We start from the raw sequence: 12,651 nt of genomic DNA, 5'->3' as shown, positions 1-12,651 counted from the left end.
GGCCTTGCCCACCAGCGCCCAACAGCGGGATAACGGACCCATGCCCCCCGATGCGGTTGCACCGCAGGACAACGGCGCCGAGGGTGATCCCGTCGCGGCGACGAGGGCCAGTTACGACCGCGTCGCCGGTGACTATGCGGCCCGCACCGCGCAGGTCTCGGCGCCGTTGGCCGCGTGGAGGTCGGGTTTCTGCGACCTGTTGCCGGCCGCGGCGTTGATCGCGGATCTCGGGTGTGGTCCAGGCCGTGACCTTGCGGTCTTCTCCCATGCCGGGATGGTCGCGGTCGGCGTCGACGCCTCCGAGCAGATGCTGCGGCTGGCGCGGGCCGCCGGTGGCCGCACGGCCGCCGGCGACATCTAACGCCGGAACAGCAGCCGTTAACGGACGATCCGGGACCGGTCTGATCCGGTTCGTGGTGCTGGAAATCCCGGGCGGCGATCAGTCCCGGGCGGCGACGGGTGGGCCGCTGCCAGGGCTGGCGCCGTCGGAGTCGGATGAGGGCGATGACGGTCCTGCGGGTGCGATGAGCGAGTTGCGCGATGCCCTCATCCGGGTCACCGACTGAGGCGGTTTCTCCCGCCGTGACCGATGGCGGTGACGGACTTCTCCGCCCAGCCGCTCATGTTCCTGTCTCCTTCGGGGGTACGAGGTGGGTGGTCAGACCCGGGTGGTCAGTGAGGTGAAGGCGCGGGCGTAGTCGGTGACCGTCGCGATGCCGGCCAGCGCGAACCGGTTGGCGATGACCATGTAGGGCACGCCGGTCGCACCCCGGTCGAGTGCTTCTTCGCGGTCGCGTGCCACCTCGGCGCCGAAGCGGTTGCCGGACAGCACGTCCGAGACGTCCTCGGCGTCCATGCCTCCGGCCACGGCCGACCTGGTGAGCTCGGCGGGATCGAAGGGGTTGATGGTGCCGCCGAAATAGCCGCGCTGGAGCTGGGCGAACCAGGACGCTGCCAGCCCCTGGGCCGTGGCGAGCTGCAGGACGCGCAGGACATCGTGTGTGTTGGACGCAAACCGGTCCGTCGTGAAGGGCAGGCCCACCTCCTTCGCGAGGGCGGCGACCCGACTCTCCGCGGCGATGGCGTCGTCGATGGTGCCACCGTGCTTCTTCACGAAGATCTTCGGAATGGAGATCGTCGTGGTCCTGGCACCCGGGTCCAGCTCGAACGCGTGCAGCCTGAGGTCCAACGTGGCGTCCAGGTTCGCCTGCTTGAACCCGAGTTCCAGGCGACGGCGCCCCACGTAGCCCCACGGGCATCCGAGGTCGGTCCACATGTCGACGCGCACAGTGCTCATCTCGCTCCCCGCCTATGTGGGGGACTTCCCCCACATAGGAAGCTACCACGAAGTGGGGAAGATCATTCGTTTAGGTTACGCTGGCCGCATGACTCCCGGCGGCGGCAGCCCGAACAAGCCGTTGCGGGCCGACGCGGAACGCAACCGGTCCGCGATTCTGGCTGCCGCGGCGCGGCTGCTGGCCAAAAACGGCCTGTCGGTGTCCCTGGACGACGTGGCCGCCGAGGCCGGAGTCGGCAGCGCGACTCTCTACCGGCGCTTCAGCAGCAGAGACGAGCTCGCCTCGGACGTCCTGGGCCAGCAGATGGCCCAGTACGCCGCCCGGACCGAGGCAGAACGGGCCCGGTCCCACCACGACCCGTGGGGGGCCCTGACGTCGTACACCCACTTCGTGGTGGAACGCCAGATCGCCGATCGCGCCTTCGCCGAGGTCCTCTCCTCACCCGGGCTGGGCACCCCCGCGTTGCGTGAGGACCTCGACCGGACCTACCGGGACCTGCAGGCCATCGTGCAGAACGCACTGGACGCCAAGGTGGTGCGCCCGGACCTGCACTGCAGCGACCTGCTCATGCTCTTCCGCGCGGTCAACGGCCTGCTCGCCGCCGACGCCGCGACGGCCACCGAGGCGTGGCCACGGCTCGTGGCCACCTTCCTCGTGGCGTGGCGCAGCGACGGTCCCGCGCTGCCGCCGGTGTCCCCGGCGTGGGATCGAACCGAGGTCTGACCGGATCCCTCCTCGGTGGCCCCGTTGACGGCGGCGGCAAGCACCCGGCGCAGCCGGACATGTCGCAGTCGGGGTCTCCTGCCCAGACTGTTCCTACGGTGCGCCACAGCGGCGCAGCGCACCCGTGCGGTGTGGCTGTGGTCGGTGGATTGTGGCGTCCTATCCTGTCCGGATGCAGGAATCCACGGCGGGTCACGAACGTCCGGCGCGCGGCTTCGAGCTGATCTGCGAGATCGAGCCGCCGACCCGGCCGGACCTGACCCACGCCCGCCACCAGATCGGCGTCCTGAGCCCCGTCACCGACGCGTTCCTGATCCCCGACAACCACATCGGACGCGCGACGGTGTCGAGCATCGCCGTCGCCCACGAGGTGCAGACGATGGGGGGACGCAGCATCGCCTGCGTGAACTCCCGCGACCGTAACCTGCTGGGCTTTCGCCGCGACCTGCTCACCGCCGCGGCCTACGGCGTCGAGGAGTTCCTGTTCGTCCACGGCGACAAACCCACCGCCGGGAACCGGACCAGCGACCTGACCGTGCGCGCGATGATGGACGAGGCCCGCGCGGCCAGCGAGGATCCGGTCTTCGCGGACATGCCGGCGTTCCGGGTCGGCGCCGCGGCCGGCCTACGTCCACTGCCCGCATGGAAACGAGCGGCCGACTTCCTGTTCGTGCAGGTCAACTACTCGGTGGACGCCCTGCTGCGCTGGCGCGACGCCCATCCGGTCGAACTGCCGGTCTACGCCGGCGTGATGGTCCTCGCGAGCCCCGGGATGGCCCGCCGCCTCGCCGCGACCATCCCCGACATCGACATCCCCGACGACCTCGTCGAAGCGGTCGAACGGGACCAGACGGCCGGGGTCGAAGCGGCCTGCGACCAGGTGCTACGGCTGCGCGACAGCGGCGCCTTCGCCGGTGTGCACCTCGTTCCGGTCAGCCGCTACCGCCAGGTCGCCACCCGACTTGAGGACCTTCTCTAACCCCCCGGGCCGTTTCTCGCACGGTCCTGGTACCCCCTGCCGGATAGCGCGGCCGTAACCCCCCGCTGAAAGCGGTCAGGGAGCGGTAGCGGGCGATCACTGGACCCAGCGCCGGTGGCGATCCGTCTCGCGCGCGGCGGCGATCTTCCTGCCGCCCGCGGCCAGCCGGGCAGCCCGCAGGCAACCTGCTCGACGACGTCAGCGATGTGGAGAGCTCCTTGGCGGCTGGTGACCCGGACCCGAGCCCCGGGCCAACCGCGGGCCCGGGATAGGAGACCGGGCTGACGCCGGACGGTTCCGGGCACGGGCTGTCTCGCCCGCCCGTGCAGACGTGGGCGGGCGAGACAGCCCGTGCTGCGTGCGTGTTCTCCTGGGCGCCGCGGAGGGTCAGGCGCTCGGGATCGCGTCGAGGAAACCGTCGGCGACGGTGGTGCAGTCGACCTCACCCAACGCCGCGGCCTCCTCGGCGGTGAGCTGCCGGCGGGTGCCGTTCCGGATCTCGTAGATCTCCCCGTCGGTGTTGCGGGTCAGGTAGGTGTGGTCCCGGGGCACCAGCGCGAGGGTCGTGACGAAACCGAGCGGGGCGTCGATGAAGTCCGGTTGACCGAGCGCGGTGTAATCGGCGGCGCTGAGCGGATGCTCGGCGCCGGCGACGACCTGGTAGATCGTCGCGCTGAGGGGATCACGCAGGAAGTAGCTGCCGACAGGCGTACGGCTCGCGACGGCGTCGAGGAAACCCGCCGGCACGTCGACGTAGGCGGGGCTTCCGAGACTGGTGTACTCGGCCTGGGTCAGGGGGTACTTCGCCGCACCGAGGATCTGCCAGACGGTGTGCGTCACCACATCCCGCAGGAACGTGTCGTCGATCGGCAGCACGTCGAGAACGTCGACGAGCCGCGTGGGCACGGTGACCGACGACGGCGTGCCCAGGACATCCCAGTCCGCGGGGGTGAGACGGTACTTCGCGTTACCGGCGATGAGGAAACGGGTGCCGTCACCGATGCGCACCACCGTGCCGTCACGCATCAGCTCCGGCATGTCCTCGAGGGTGTCGGCGGGAACGTCGCGCACCTGCGGGGAACCGAGAGCGGCGTACTCCGCCGGGTCCAGCTCGAAGGGCACGCCACCCACGATGAGGTTGATACCACCGTCGGGCTCACGCACCAGGGAACCGTCCGAGTTCGGCGGCGGAGAACCGGCCGACCGGGAAATCCTCGCCATCACGAGCGCGGGCCGCGGGGCGTTGGCCGCCTTCCGGTAACGGATCGGCGTGTAGGTGCTGAGTTCGCTCCAGCTGTCGAAACCGAGCCTTCCCTGGTTGGTGGGTGCCGTCGGGTTCTCGACGGTCTCCCCGGTGTGGTTGAAGGAGTACACGTACGCGCCCGCGGCGTGGTTCGCCTTGTTCTTCCACTTCACGAAAAGCTCGATGTGCTCGCTCCTGAGCAGGGCGTCGCCGGGCTTGAGGTCATGCAGGCTCGGCAGGCGGACCTTCCCCGACCAGGAGGCGAAGGTGTACGTCGTGCGGCTGGACGACAGATGCCAGGCCATGGACACCAGGCCCGAGCAGTCCCGCCGGTACCTGCGCCCCCGCGGGTCGGGGGCCGAAGCCGACTGGGTGTAGGTCACCTTGTGGTTGACCCAGAACTGGGCCCGGCCGAGTATCTCCGTCCGGCCGATCTGCCCGTCGACGTTCGACCCGGCCGGGACCTGGTCCCGCGCGAGAATCCCGAGCTGGGCAGCCGAGAATTCCGTGTCCGTCATCTCCGTGTTCCTTTCCGAGGGATGGACGTTCAGGTGGGTTTCGGGTGCGCGTTCACACTCCGTCGAGTTCCGGCCGACCGCAGACCGAAATCCTCCGCGGCAGTCACCCGGAATCCGGTGACCGCCGTGGCGTCGCCGGTGTTTCGGCTTCTACCGGATGGTGGTGACCTCGCCTGCGCTCGACACCCAGTTAGGCGCGCAGCGGCAGCGGAAGGTTGTTGTAAGGAAGCCGACAGGAAGTGCCGGCGTTCCCCTCGAAGAGAAACGTTCGCGAAGTTTTGTCGCGGGAAAACTCCGCACCACGGCGATCTCCAGCACGGAAGCAACGCAGGCATCGGAACGGCCAGCCGCAGGATTCCCGCCACGACTCGTCGATTGCTGCCACATCCCCGGCGACGACCCGACCATCGACTCCTGCAACGTGGATGTCCGCCTTGCGCCGGTGGGCGTCAGCCGCGTGCGGCGAGCCAGGCCAGGCGTGCCTTCCTGGTGTCACCCGGGTCGGGCGTGGCGGCGTCGACGACCGACCGGGCGCCCAGGGGCTCCTCGAGCCGGACGATGGTGCTCCACGAGGTGTGCGACCATGGCGAGCAGCGCGAGCGGCCGGCTGCGCCGGCTCAACAGCGCCGCAGGTGACAACAGCGCCGCAGGTGACAGACATCGGACCCGGGTGAGCGCGGTCTGGACGGCCTGATCCGACCAGGCGGCGGACATGCGCACGGTGCCGGCATCGGCATCGCGGGGTGTGCCGACGACTCGGACACCATCCGCCCTACCTTTCGGAACCGCGACGCCTGCTTCGACTACCGCAGCGACACCCCGCCGGCCAGCGCGCGACCCCTACACCAATGCCGACACGGGATTCCGGCCGTGCCTCCCATGGCAGGCCCTGTACTCCAGCCCCCAGGAGATGGACGAGAAATCATGCCTGCCGTTCCAGTCCCACGTGCGGAAAGCGACGATGACCGTGATCCCGTCGCGGCGACGAGGGCCAGTTACGACCGCGTCGCCGGTGACTATGCGGCCCGCACCGCGCAGGTCTCGGCGCCGTTGGCCGCGTGGAGATCGGGTTTCTGCGACCTGTTGCCGGCCGCGGCGTTGATCGCGGATCTCGGGTGTGGTCCAGGCCGTGACCTTGCGGTCTTCTCCCATGCCGGGATGGCCGCGGTCGGCCTTGACCTGTCCGAGCAGATGCTGCGGCTGGCGCGGGCCGCCGGTGGCCGCACGGCCGCCGGCGACATCCGCCGCCCGCCCCTGAAACCGGCGGCCTTTCATGGCCTGTGGTCCAACGCCGCGCTGCTGCACGTTCCCCGCCGCGAGGTCGCCAGCACGCTGCGCGCCTGGCGATCGCTGCTGCGCGACGGTGGGGTGCTGGGCCTGTCCACCTCCCTCGGTGGTCGCGAGGGTTGGGAAGCCGCTCCCTACCGGGACGACTATCCGCCGTCGGTGGCGCTGCGACGCTGGTTCGTCCACCACGACCGTGACGACCTGCTGACCCTCATCGAACAGGCCGGCTTTGCGCTTCTCGCCGTCCAGCAGGAGCAGCGGCGCATGAGCTGGCTGCAGGTGAAGGCCATCGCTACCTGACCGCCCAGGAGCTGCCGGGACTCTGTTCGTGGTGCCGAAAAACCCCGGGCGGCGGTGGGCGGGCCGCTGCTAGGGTTGGCGCTGTCGGAGTCGCATGAGGGAGATGACGGTCCTATGGGTGCGGTGAGCGAGTTTCGCGATGCCCTCATCCGGGTCGCCGACTGAGACGGTTTCCCCCCGCCGCGGCCCGGGACATTCTCACCTCGTCCGGAGTCGCACATCATGCCAAGTACCATCTCCCGACCGAGCAGCATTCTCATCCTCGGCGGCACCCGTTTCGTGGGCCGCACCCTGGTCGAGGCCGCGCTGGCCGACGACCATCAGGTGACGCTGTTCCACCGCGGTCAGACCAACCCCGGGCTGTTCGGCGCGGCCGAGACGGTCCTCGGGGACCGCACCCGTGACCTGTCCGCGCTCGCCGGCCGCCGTTTCGACCTCGTCGTCGACGTCGCGGGCTACGACCCGCCGGTCGTGCGCCGCGCCCTCGACGCGCTGCGCGGCCGGGTCGGCCGATACGTCTACGTCTCCTCGCTGTCCGTGCTGGCCGACCAGAGCACCCCGCAGAACGAGGACGGCGACCTGCTGGAACTCGACGACGACACGGCGCCGGAGAAGCTCTACGGCGCGCGGAAGGCGGCCTGCGAACGGCTGGTGCGCGACGCCTTCGGGGCGCGGGCGCTCATCGTCCGCCCCGGCATGATCGTCGGACCGCATGATCCCACGGACCGTTTCGCCTACTGGCCGCGCCGGTTCGCCCGCGGCGGGCGCATCCTGCTGCCCGGGGACCCGGCGGACCTCGCCCAGTTCATCGACGTGCGCGACCTGGCGGGCTGGATCCTGCGCTCGGCGACGTCGGGGGTGGGCGGGGTGTTCAACGTGACCGGCCGACCGCTGGCGTTCGGCGCGTTCTTCGACGCCTGCCAGGCCCACGCCGGCGCGCCGGCCACGACGGTCTGGGCGTCGAGCGAGCGGCTGATCGCCGCCGGGGTCAACCCGTGGATGGGGATTCCCCTGTGGATCGCCGCACCCGGGTGCGAGGCCATCAACGAGGTCGACGTCTCGCGGGCGACGGCCGCCGGGCTGACGATCCGTCCGCTCGCGCAGACCCTGGCGGACACCCTCGCCTGGGACACCGCCCGCGGCGGCCCGGCGCAGGGCCACGAAGGCCTCGGTGAGCAGGAGGAACGCAGGCTCCTGCGCGAGCTGGTGGACTGACCCGCCCGGAAGAACTCGGCCCGACCGGGACGAAGAGCCGTCCCGGTCGGGCCGACGGGTCAACCCGGTCGGGTTGACCCGTCGGCCAGCCCCGTAGCCCTCGTGGTCGCCGGCTCGTCGTCGGGCACCGTCGCCTACTACTTGACTATGCCAGGTACTCGACTTAGTTTTCTTCCATGGTTCCGACGCATGACCCCCAGCTCCTCAAGGGCGTCCTGTCGTTGCTGTTGCTGCGGCTGCTCGCCGAGCGGGAGTCCTACGGCTACGAAGTCGTCCAGCGGCTGCGCGAGCTTGGGCTGAGCGACATCGGCGAGGGCAGCGTGTACCCGGCGTTGGCGCGCCTGGAACGCGAAGGTCGGCTGCAGGGGCGCCTGGTCGCCTCCCGCTCCGGTCCGGCCCGCAAGTACTACCGGCCGACCCCGGCCGGATCCCAGGCGCTGAGCGAGGGCACCGAAAGCTGGCTGTCGCTGGCCGCGGTGGTCCACCCCGTGCTGGTCCGGCGCCTTCCCGACCCATCCACCACCACCTTGCCCACCGCCACGGAGGACACCTGACGATGGCCACCTCGCCGAGCACGTTCGACCGCCTTCGTATCGAACGCGTCGTGTGGACGATGAACACCCGGCTGCAGGATCTGCCGCGCCGATCCCGGACCGCCCGGCGTCGGGAACTACGCGACAACCTCCACGCCGCCGCCGCGGACGTCGGCGCCCGCCAGGCCGTGCGACAGCTGGGTGACCTGCGCATCCTCGCGGCCGGCTATGTCAGCGCCGAGTACGGCGAGCTGTCGCGGCGGCCGTCCTGGACGGCCGCCGCCCTCACCCTCATCGCCGTCGAGGTCGTCATGATGCTGGTCGACCACGCCGGCCGGAGCGCCTTCGACGCCGGGATCACCACGGCGGCCCCCGATGCCACCGGCACCTTCCACTGGGCCGGCATCGCCTACCTGACCAGCGATGCCACGTTCACCTATCGCGACGGAACGCACACCTCCGTCGGAGGAGCCTGGACGCCGCTGGTCTACGTGCTCATGTTCGCCGGTGCCTTCGTCGCCGGGCGGATGTGGCGGCTGCTCGCCGCCTGGCAGCGCCAGCGTCACCTCACCGCGCTGGCTGCCGACGGGCAGAGATACGGCGACCAGGGCTGACTCCCCACCTCGCCGTGCGTTCTCCTTGCCGTCAAGCAGAGCGATTTCGGGAAAGCCGGCGCCGACGTCGCCGGCGAGGCGTTCAATTTGTTCGGTGAACACCGTACGGCCCAGGAACCGCGCAATCACCACGTCGTGCCCGGCGGCCAGGCGGATCCGCGCAGGCGCGATCGCGATCGCGCGGGCGAGAAGCCCGGCCGCCTGCGGATCAGCCCGCCCATCACCGCGCAGGCTCCGCACCCGATCGATGTCGAGCCTGCGGGCCGGCGGATGCTTGTCGAGGGTACCTGCGGGCCGGCGTGGACTTGGCGCACCTCGGCGGCCCGTTGAGCAACAATCGAAGCAGGGCGGAAACGAAGGCGGGAACGAAAGCGAGTCCGCAGGCGTCCACACCCTGCCGTCACCGGCTCGGGCTGCGGGTACGTGGCTGCGGGGTCACGACAGGCCGTGGTCGGCAGGGATGTTCCCGGGGGCTGTTTCCGGGGGCTGTTTCCGGGAACAGCCGGAACCGGTACGAATATCGAACTAGCGTTCGACATGGTGGGGGGGTGTGTGTTGTGCTGGCTGGTGTGGAGCAGGGCGTGGCGTGGCGAATCGAGGTCGCCTGGGACGGCGAGCACCGCTACATCGCCGACGTGTGCGGCTGGCGGTTGACCGACGATCCCGACGGGGCGCGCACGTGGCCGACCCGGCTGCAGGCCGTCCGCGAGGCCAGCGCGTTCACACGCGCCCAGGCGTGGCGCATCGAGTACGGCGGCGCCGCGATCGCCCCGGTGCCGGCGGCGACCGGCGGCCCAGGCCCGACGGCGGGCGAACGGCCCCGGTGGACGTCACCGCAGTAGGAGAAACGACGGGCACGGCGACGTCGGCAGGGTTCCGCGGCGCCCGCACAGGGTCAGCCTTCCAGAAAGACGAGATGTTCCGGGGCGACGGTCAGGGTGACCTTCTCCTGCGGCGGCCTGCGCCGCGTCAGACCCGGCCGCGTCAGACCCGGCCGCGTCAGACCCGGCCGCGCCGGCGCGGCGCTGTGCGCTCGCGGGCCCAGTCGTACCAGGACGCCGGCAGGTCGGGGGCGTCCAGCACCGCCGCGGCCAGCCCAGCGTCGTGCCCGTGGTAGGCGCGGGCGAGCGCGCTGACCCCGACCGCCGTCGGCGCACCCGGCGTGACGTCGATGGCGTCGCCGGCGCCCAGCTCCCCCTCGACCAGCACCCGCAGGTAGATCCCCGGCCGCCCGGCGGTGGCGAACCGCCGCGGCAGGCTGCGATCGGCGAACCGGATCCCGAGCTTGAAGCACGGGATGCGCGGCTGGGCGACCTGCAGCCGCGCCGACCCGATCGACCACCTCTCGCCGACGACGACGCCGGCCGCGTCCAGCCCGGCGATGGTCAGGTTCTCCCCGAACGCCCCCATCGGCACGTCACGGCCCAACTCCCCCGCCCACCAGGTGAGATCCTCCAGGGTGTAGGCGTAGACGGCCTTGTCCGGACCACCGTGGTTGACCAGGTCCGCCTGACGGTCACCGTCGAGGTTTCCGCGGCGCACCGCGACCCGCCCGGCCACCGGCTCCTTCCAGATCGCCGTCATCACCTCGCCACCGACACCACCGCCGGTGCCGCCGTCACCACCGGTGCCGCGGGGGACGGCGCGGGGTAGACCCACGTTGACCGACACCACCCGTGGGCCTCGCACCCCACCGATCGGGCCGTGCACACCACTCATCCCGGCCTCCCGACCTCGCCCCCCGCGGAGCTTTCCACCAGGACGTTTCTACATCGCCGCAGGCACCGGCACATCCCGTCCGCCCTCGCCGCCCGCACCCCGCACCCCGCGACCCGCAAGCGACACCGGTCACCCCGGGCAGAGCTATACGGTGGAAATCGTTACCACAAGGACGGACAGTGACGAGGCCGCACGGTCGGATCCGGGCCATCGCGACGAAGGGTGAACAAGCCGTGACCAGCTTCGAGGACGCCGCCGCCCTCAGCCGCACCGAAAGCGGACTCGCCGTCATCTCCACGCTGCGCGACGACGGCGGCATCCAGGCCTCCGTCGTCAACATCGCGTTCATGCGCCATCCGCTGACCGATCTCGAGGTCGTCGCGTTCGTGACTTACGGCGCGGTCAAACTCGCCCATCTGCGGGCCCGCCCGCAGGCCAGCGCCACCGTGCGCGCCGGCTGGCGGTGGGCGACCGTCGAGGGCACCGCCGAGATCATCGGCCCCGACGATCCGCGCCCCGGGGTCGACGCCGTGCGGCTGCGGCTGCTGCTGCGCGAGGTCTTCCTCGCCGCCGGCGGCACCCACGACGACTGGCACACCTACGACCGGGTGATGGCCGAACAGCGCCGCACCGCCGTGTTCCTCACCCCCACCCGCATCTACGGCCCCTGACCCGCAGGTACCGTCCCTGGGCCCGCGGCCACGGCCCTGCGACCCGCAGGCTCCCTATCCGGCGACCGGCGCCGGCCGGGGGGCGCGCAGGCGGTGACGGTCGAGCCAGGCGCTGACGGCGGCGGCGATCGCGCCGGGCTGGTCCTCGGGGGCGTGGTGGCCGGCCGGCCCGCACGCGACGACGTCCAGGGCGGCGATGTTCGCCGCGCACCAGTCCACCGCCTCCGGGCCGATCATCAGGGTCGGCGACGAGTCGAAGGTCATCAGCAGTTTCGGGACGTCGACGCTGGCCGCGAGCCAGGCGTCGTAGGCGCGGACGCGGGCGACGACGTCGGCGGGTTCGCCGTCGAGTGGCATCGCCCGCGGCCAGGCCAGCATCGGGCGGCGGCTGGCCGGCGTCGGATACGGCGCCCGGTAGACGGCCAGGTCGGCGTCGGCGAGCGGGGTGCGCACCCCCTGGGTGTAGGCGCCGTCGAGGAACTCGTTGCGCTCGAGCACCATCGCCTCGCCGACGCCGGGGGTGCGCAGCGCGGTGAACCGGGCCCGGCCCGCCGCCGGGAACTCCGCCCAGCTCATCGGCCGCAGGATCGTCTCCAGGAACGCCACCCCGCGGACGCGGCCCGGGTGGCGCGCCGCCCAGTCGAAGGCGAGCGCCCCACCCCAGTCGTGGCCGACGAGCACGACGTCGTCGACGCCGACCGCGTCGAACCAGGCGTCGAGGTAGCGGGCGTGGTCGTCGAAGGTGTAGGCGAGGTCCGGTTTGCCGGAGCGGCCCATCCCGATCAGGTCCGGGGCCAGCGTGCGGCCCGGGGCTGCGAGGTGCGGCAGGACGCGGCGCCACAGGTAGGACGACCCCGGGTTGCCGTGCAGGAACACCAGCGGCGTGCCGGCCCCGGCGTCCTCGAAGTACAGGGTCGAGTCAAGCACAGTGATCGTCGGCATGACGGCTCCGTTATCTTTCGAGCGGCGGGGTGGTCTCCAGCGGGCCGGCGTGCGGCGCACCGGCATCCGGGGGCGTGGCAAGCAGGGGCGTGGCGAGCAGGGTGGTCAGGTCGGCGACGAACGCGTCGGCGCGTTCGCCGTGCAGGCCGCCGAGCGGGGCGAGCAGCTGATCGAGCAGCCGCTGCACGACGTCGATCGCGGCGCGGGCGACCTCCACCCCGCGGTCGGTGAGGACCAGGCGCATCGCGCGGGCGTCGACCGGGTCGCGGTCGCGGGTGAGCAGGCCGTCGGCCTCCAGCGCCCGGGCCAGCTTCGACACGTACAGCGCCTCCAGGCCGGTGTGCTCGGCCAGCCGGCGCTGGCTGGGCGCCTGCCCGCCGCGGCGCAGCCCGTACAGCGAGCTGAGCAGCACGTACCGGGCGTGCGTCAGGCCGAGGGGCGCCACGGCCCGGTCGACCGCGACGCGCCACTGCAACGACAGCCGCCAGACGAGATAGCCGGCCGCCGAACGGCCCCCCGCGCTTTCCACCCCATAAACAGTACATGGCTACTAAGTACATGGCTACTAATCTGTCCGCCGTCGGGATCATCACCACGATCGGCATCACC

15 protein-coding genes are annotated in these 12,651 nt (G+C 71.3%); 10 read left to right on the top strand and 5 right to left on the bottom strand.

What is annotated here, in order from left to right; genetic code table 11:
* Together NBZ83_RS12520 and NBZ83_RS12515 are read left to right on the top strand one after the other, a co-directional pair.
* A partial coding sequence (locus NBZ83_RS12520) for a methyltransferase domain-containing protein (RefSeq protein WP_261574994.1) occupies positions 1-361 on the top strand: 361 nt, incomplete at its 5' end.
* Between the two features lie 52 nt (positions 362-413).
* A complete protein-coding gene (locus NBZ83_RS12515; RefSeq protein ID WP_261568823.1) occupies positions 414-566 on the top strand; it encodes a hypothetical protein in 153 nt (50 codons plus the stop codon).
* Between the two features lie 92 nt (positions 567-658).
* Here NBZ83_RS12515 and NBZ83_RS12510 read toward each other — a convergent pair whose 3' ends face one another.
* A complete protein-coding gene (locus NBZ83_RS12510; RefSeq protein WP_261568824.1) occupies positions 659-1,297 on the bottom strand; it encodes a DsbA family oxidoreductase in 639 nt (212 codons plus the stop codon).
* An 88-nt stretch (positions 1,298-1,385) separates the two neighbouring features.
* Between NBZ83_RS12510 and NBZ83_RS12505 the strand changes: the two genes are divergently transcribed.
* Positions 1,386-2,021, top strand: a complete 636-nt coding sequence (locus NBZ83_RS12505) for a TetR/AcrR family transcriptional regulator (protein ID WP_261574993.1) — start codon at positions 1,386-1,388, stop codon at positions 2,019-2,021.
* 172 nt (positions 2,022-2,193) lie between these two features.
* A complete protein-coding gene (locus NBZ83_RS12500) occupies positions 2,194-3,000 on the top strand; it encodes a methylenetetrahydrofolate reductase (protein WP_261574992.1) in 807 nt (268 codons plus the stop codon).
* 387 nt (positions 3,001-3,387) lie between these two features.
* Here NBZ83_RS12500 and NBZ83_RS12495 read toward each other — a convergent pair whose 3' ends face one another.
* Positions 3,388-4,761: a hypothetical protein gene (locus NBZ83_RS12495; protein ID WP_261568827.1), complete on the bottom strand. Its 1,374-nt coding sequence runs from the start codon at positions 4,759-4,761 to the stop codon at positions 3,388-3,390.
* Positions 4,762-5,685: 924 nt separating this feature from the next.
* On the opposite strand from NBZ83_RS12495, the gene NBZ83_RS12490 reads away from it, so the two are divergent.
* The 5 genes from NBZ83_RS12490 to NBZ83_RS12470 all read left to right on the top strand — a co-directional run bounded on the left by NBZ83_RS12490 (position 5,686) and on the right by NBZ83_RS12470 (position 9,552).
* Positions 5,686-6,348 (top strand): class I SAM-dependent methyltransferase, encoded by a 663-nt coding sequence (locus tag NBZ83_RS12490; protein ID WP_261568828.1) that lies wholly within the window; start codon positions 5,686-5,688, stop codon positions 6,346-6,348.
* A 222-nt stretch (positions 6,349-6,570) separates the two neighbouring features.
* Entirely contained in the window at positions 6,571-7,563 is a 993-nt protein-coding gene (locus tag NBZ83_RS12485) for an NAD-dependent epimerase/dehydratase family protein (protein WP_261574991.1), read from the top strand.
* 176 nt (positions 7,564-7,739) lie between these two features.
* Positions 7,740-8,117, top strand: coding sequence for a PadR family transcriptional regulator (locus NBZ83_RS12480; protein ID WP_261574990.1), 378 nt, complete (start codon positions 7,740-7,742; stop codon positions 8,115-8,117).
* Between the two features lie 2 nt (positions 8,118-8,119).
* The gene (locus NBZ83_RS12475) at positions 8,120-8,710 is read left to right on the top strand and encodes a hypothetical protein (protein ID WP_261568831.1); all 591 of its coding nucleotides are present in this window, start codon (positions 8,120-8,122) and stop codon (positions 8,708-8,710) included.
* A 557-nt stretch (positions 8,711-9,267) separates the two neighbouring features.
* Positions 9,268-9,552: a streptomycin-6-phosphate phosphatase gene (locus NBZ83_RS12470; protein WP_261574989.1), complete on the top strand. Its 285-nt coding sequence runs from the start codon at positions 9,268-9,270 to the stop codon at positions 9,550-9,552.
* A gap of 157 nt (positions 9,553-9,709) precedes the next feature.
* On the opposite strand, the gene NBZ83_RS12465 is transcribed toward NBZ83_RS12470, so the two are convergent.
* Entirely contained in the window at positions 9,710-10,429 is a 720-nt protein-coding gene (locus NBZ83_RS12465; RefSeq protein WP_261568833.1) for an MOSC domain-containing protein, read from the bottom strand.
* A 233-nt stretch (positions 10,430-10,662) separates the two neighbouring features.
* Between NBZ83_RS12465 and NBZ83_RS12460 the strand changes: the two genes are divergently transcribed.
* On the top strand, positions 10,663-11,100 hold the full coding sequence (locus NBZ83_RS12460) for a TIGR03618 family F420-dependent PPOX class oxidoreductase (protein WP_261568850.1): 438 nt from the start codon (positions 10,663-10,665) through the stop codon (positions 11,098-11,100).
* Positions 11,101-11,154: 54 nt separating this feature from the next.
* Here the strand turns inward: NBZ83_RS12460 and NBZ83_RS12455 are convergent, their stop codons facing one another.
* Together NBZ83_RS12455 and NBZ83_RS12450 are read right to left on the bottom strand one after the other, a co-directional pair.
* Complete coding sequence (locus NBZ83_RS12455) at positions 11,155-12,042, bottom strand: haloalkane dehalogenase (RefSeq protein WP_261568834.1); 888 nt, start codon at positions 12,040-12,042, stop codon at positions 11,155-11,157.
* Between the two features lie 10 nt (positions 12,043-12,052).
* A complete protein-coding gene (locus NBZ83_RS12450; protein WP_261568835.1) occupies positions 12,053-12,571 on the bottom strand; it encodes a MarR family winged helix-turn-helix transcriptional regulator in 519 nt (172 codons plus the stop codon).
* Between the last annotated feature and the right edge of the window lie 80 nt (positions 12,572-12,651).

Source organism: Frankia gtarii (assembly GCF_025403375.1).
Lineage (GTDB): Bacteria > Actinomycetota > Actinomycetes > Frankiales > Frankiaceae > Frankia > Frankia gtarii.
Note: the sequence above shows the minus strand (reverse complement) of the source record. Positions and strands in the feature narration are given on the sequence as shown.

Bases quoted from the DNA above. Each gene is read 5' to 3' on its own strand.
- NBZ83_RS12510 (WP_261568824.1), bottom strand. From the start codon at position 1,297: ATGAGCACTGTGCGCGTCGACATGTGGACCGACCTCGGATGCCCGTGG.
- NBZ83_RS12505 (WP_261574993.1), top strand. From the start codon at position 1,386: ATGACTCCCGGCGGCGGCAGCCCGAACAAGCCGTTGCGGGCCGACGCG.
- NBZ83_RS12480 (WP_261574990.1), top strand. From the start codon at position 7,740: ATGGTTCCGACGCATGACCCCCAGCTCCTCAAGGGCGTCCTGTCGTTG.
- NBZ83_RS12475 (WP_261568831.1), top strand. From the start codon at position 8,120: ATGGCCACCTCGCCGAGCACGTTCGACCGCCTTCGTATCGAACGCGTC.
- NBZ83_RS12485 (WP_261574991.1), top strand. From the start codon at position 6,571: ATGCCAAGTACCATCTCCCGACCGAGCAGCATTCTCATCCTCGGCGGC.
- NBZ83_RS12500 (WP_261574992.1), top strand. From the start codon at position 2,194: ATGCAGGAATCCACGGCGGGTCACGAACGTCCGGCGCGCGGCTTCGAG.
- NBZ83_RS12465 (WP_261568833.1), bottom strand. From the start codon at position 10,429: ATGAGTGGTGTGCACGGCCCGATCGGTGGGGTGCGAGGCCCACGGGTG.
- NBZ83_RS12495 (WP_261568827.1), bottom strand. From the start codon at position 4,761: ATGACGGACACGGAATTCTCGGCTGCCCAGCTCGGGATTCTCGCGCGG.
- NBZ83_RS12455 (WP_261568834.1), bottom strand. From the start codon at position 12,042: ATGCCGACGATCACTGTGCTTGACTCGACCCTGTACTTCGAGGACGCC.
- NBZ83_RS12490 (WP_261568828.1), top strand. From the start codon at position 5,686: ATGCCTGCCGTTCCAGTCCCACGTGCGGAAAGCGACGATGACCGTGAT.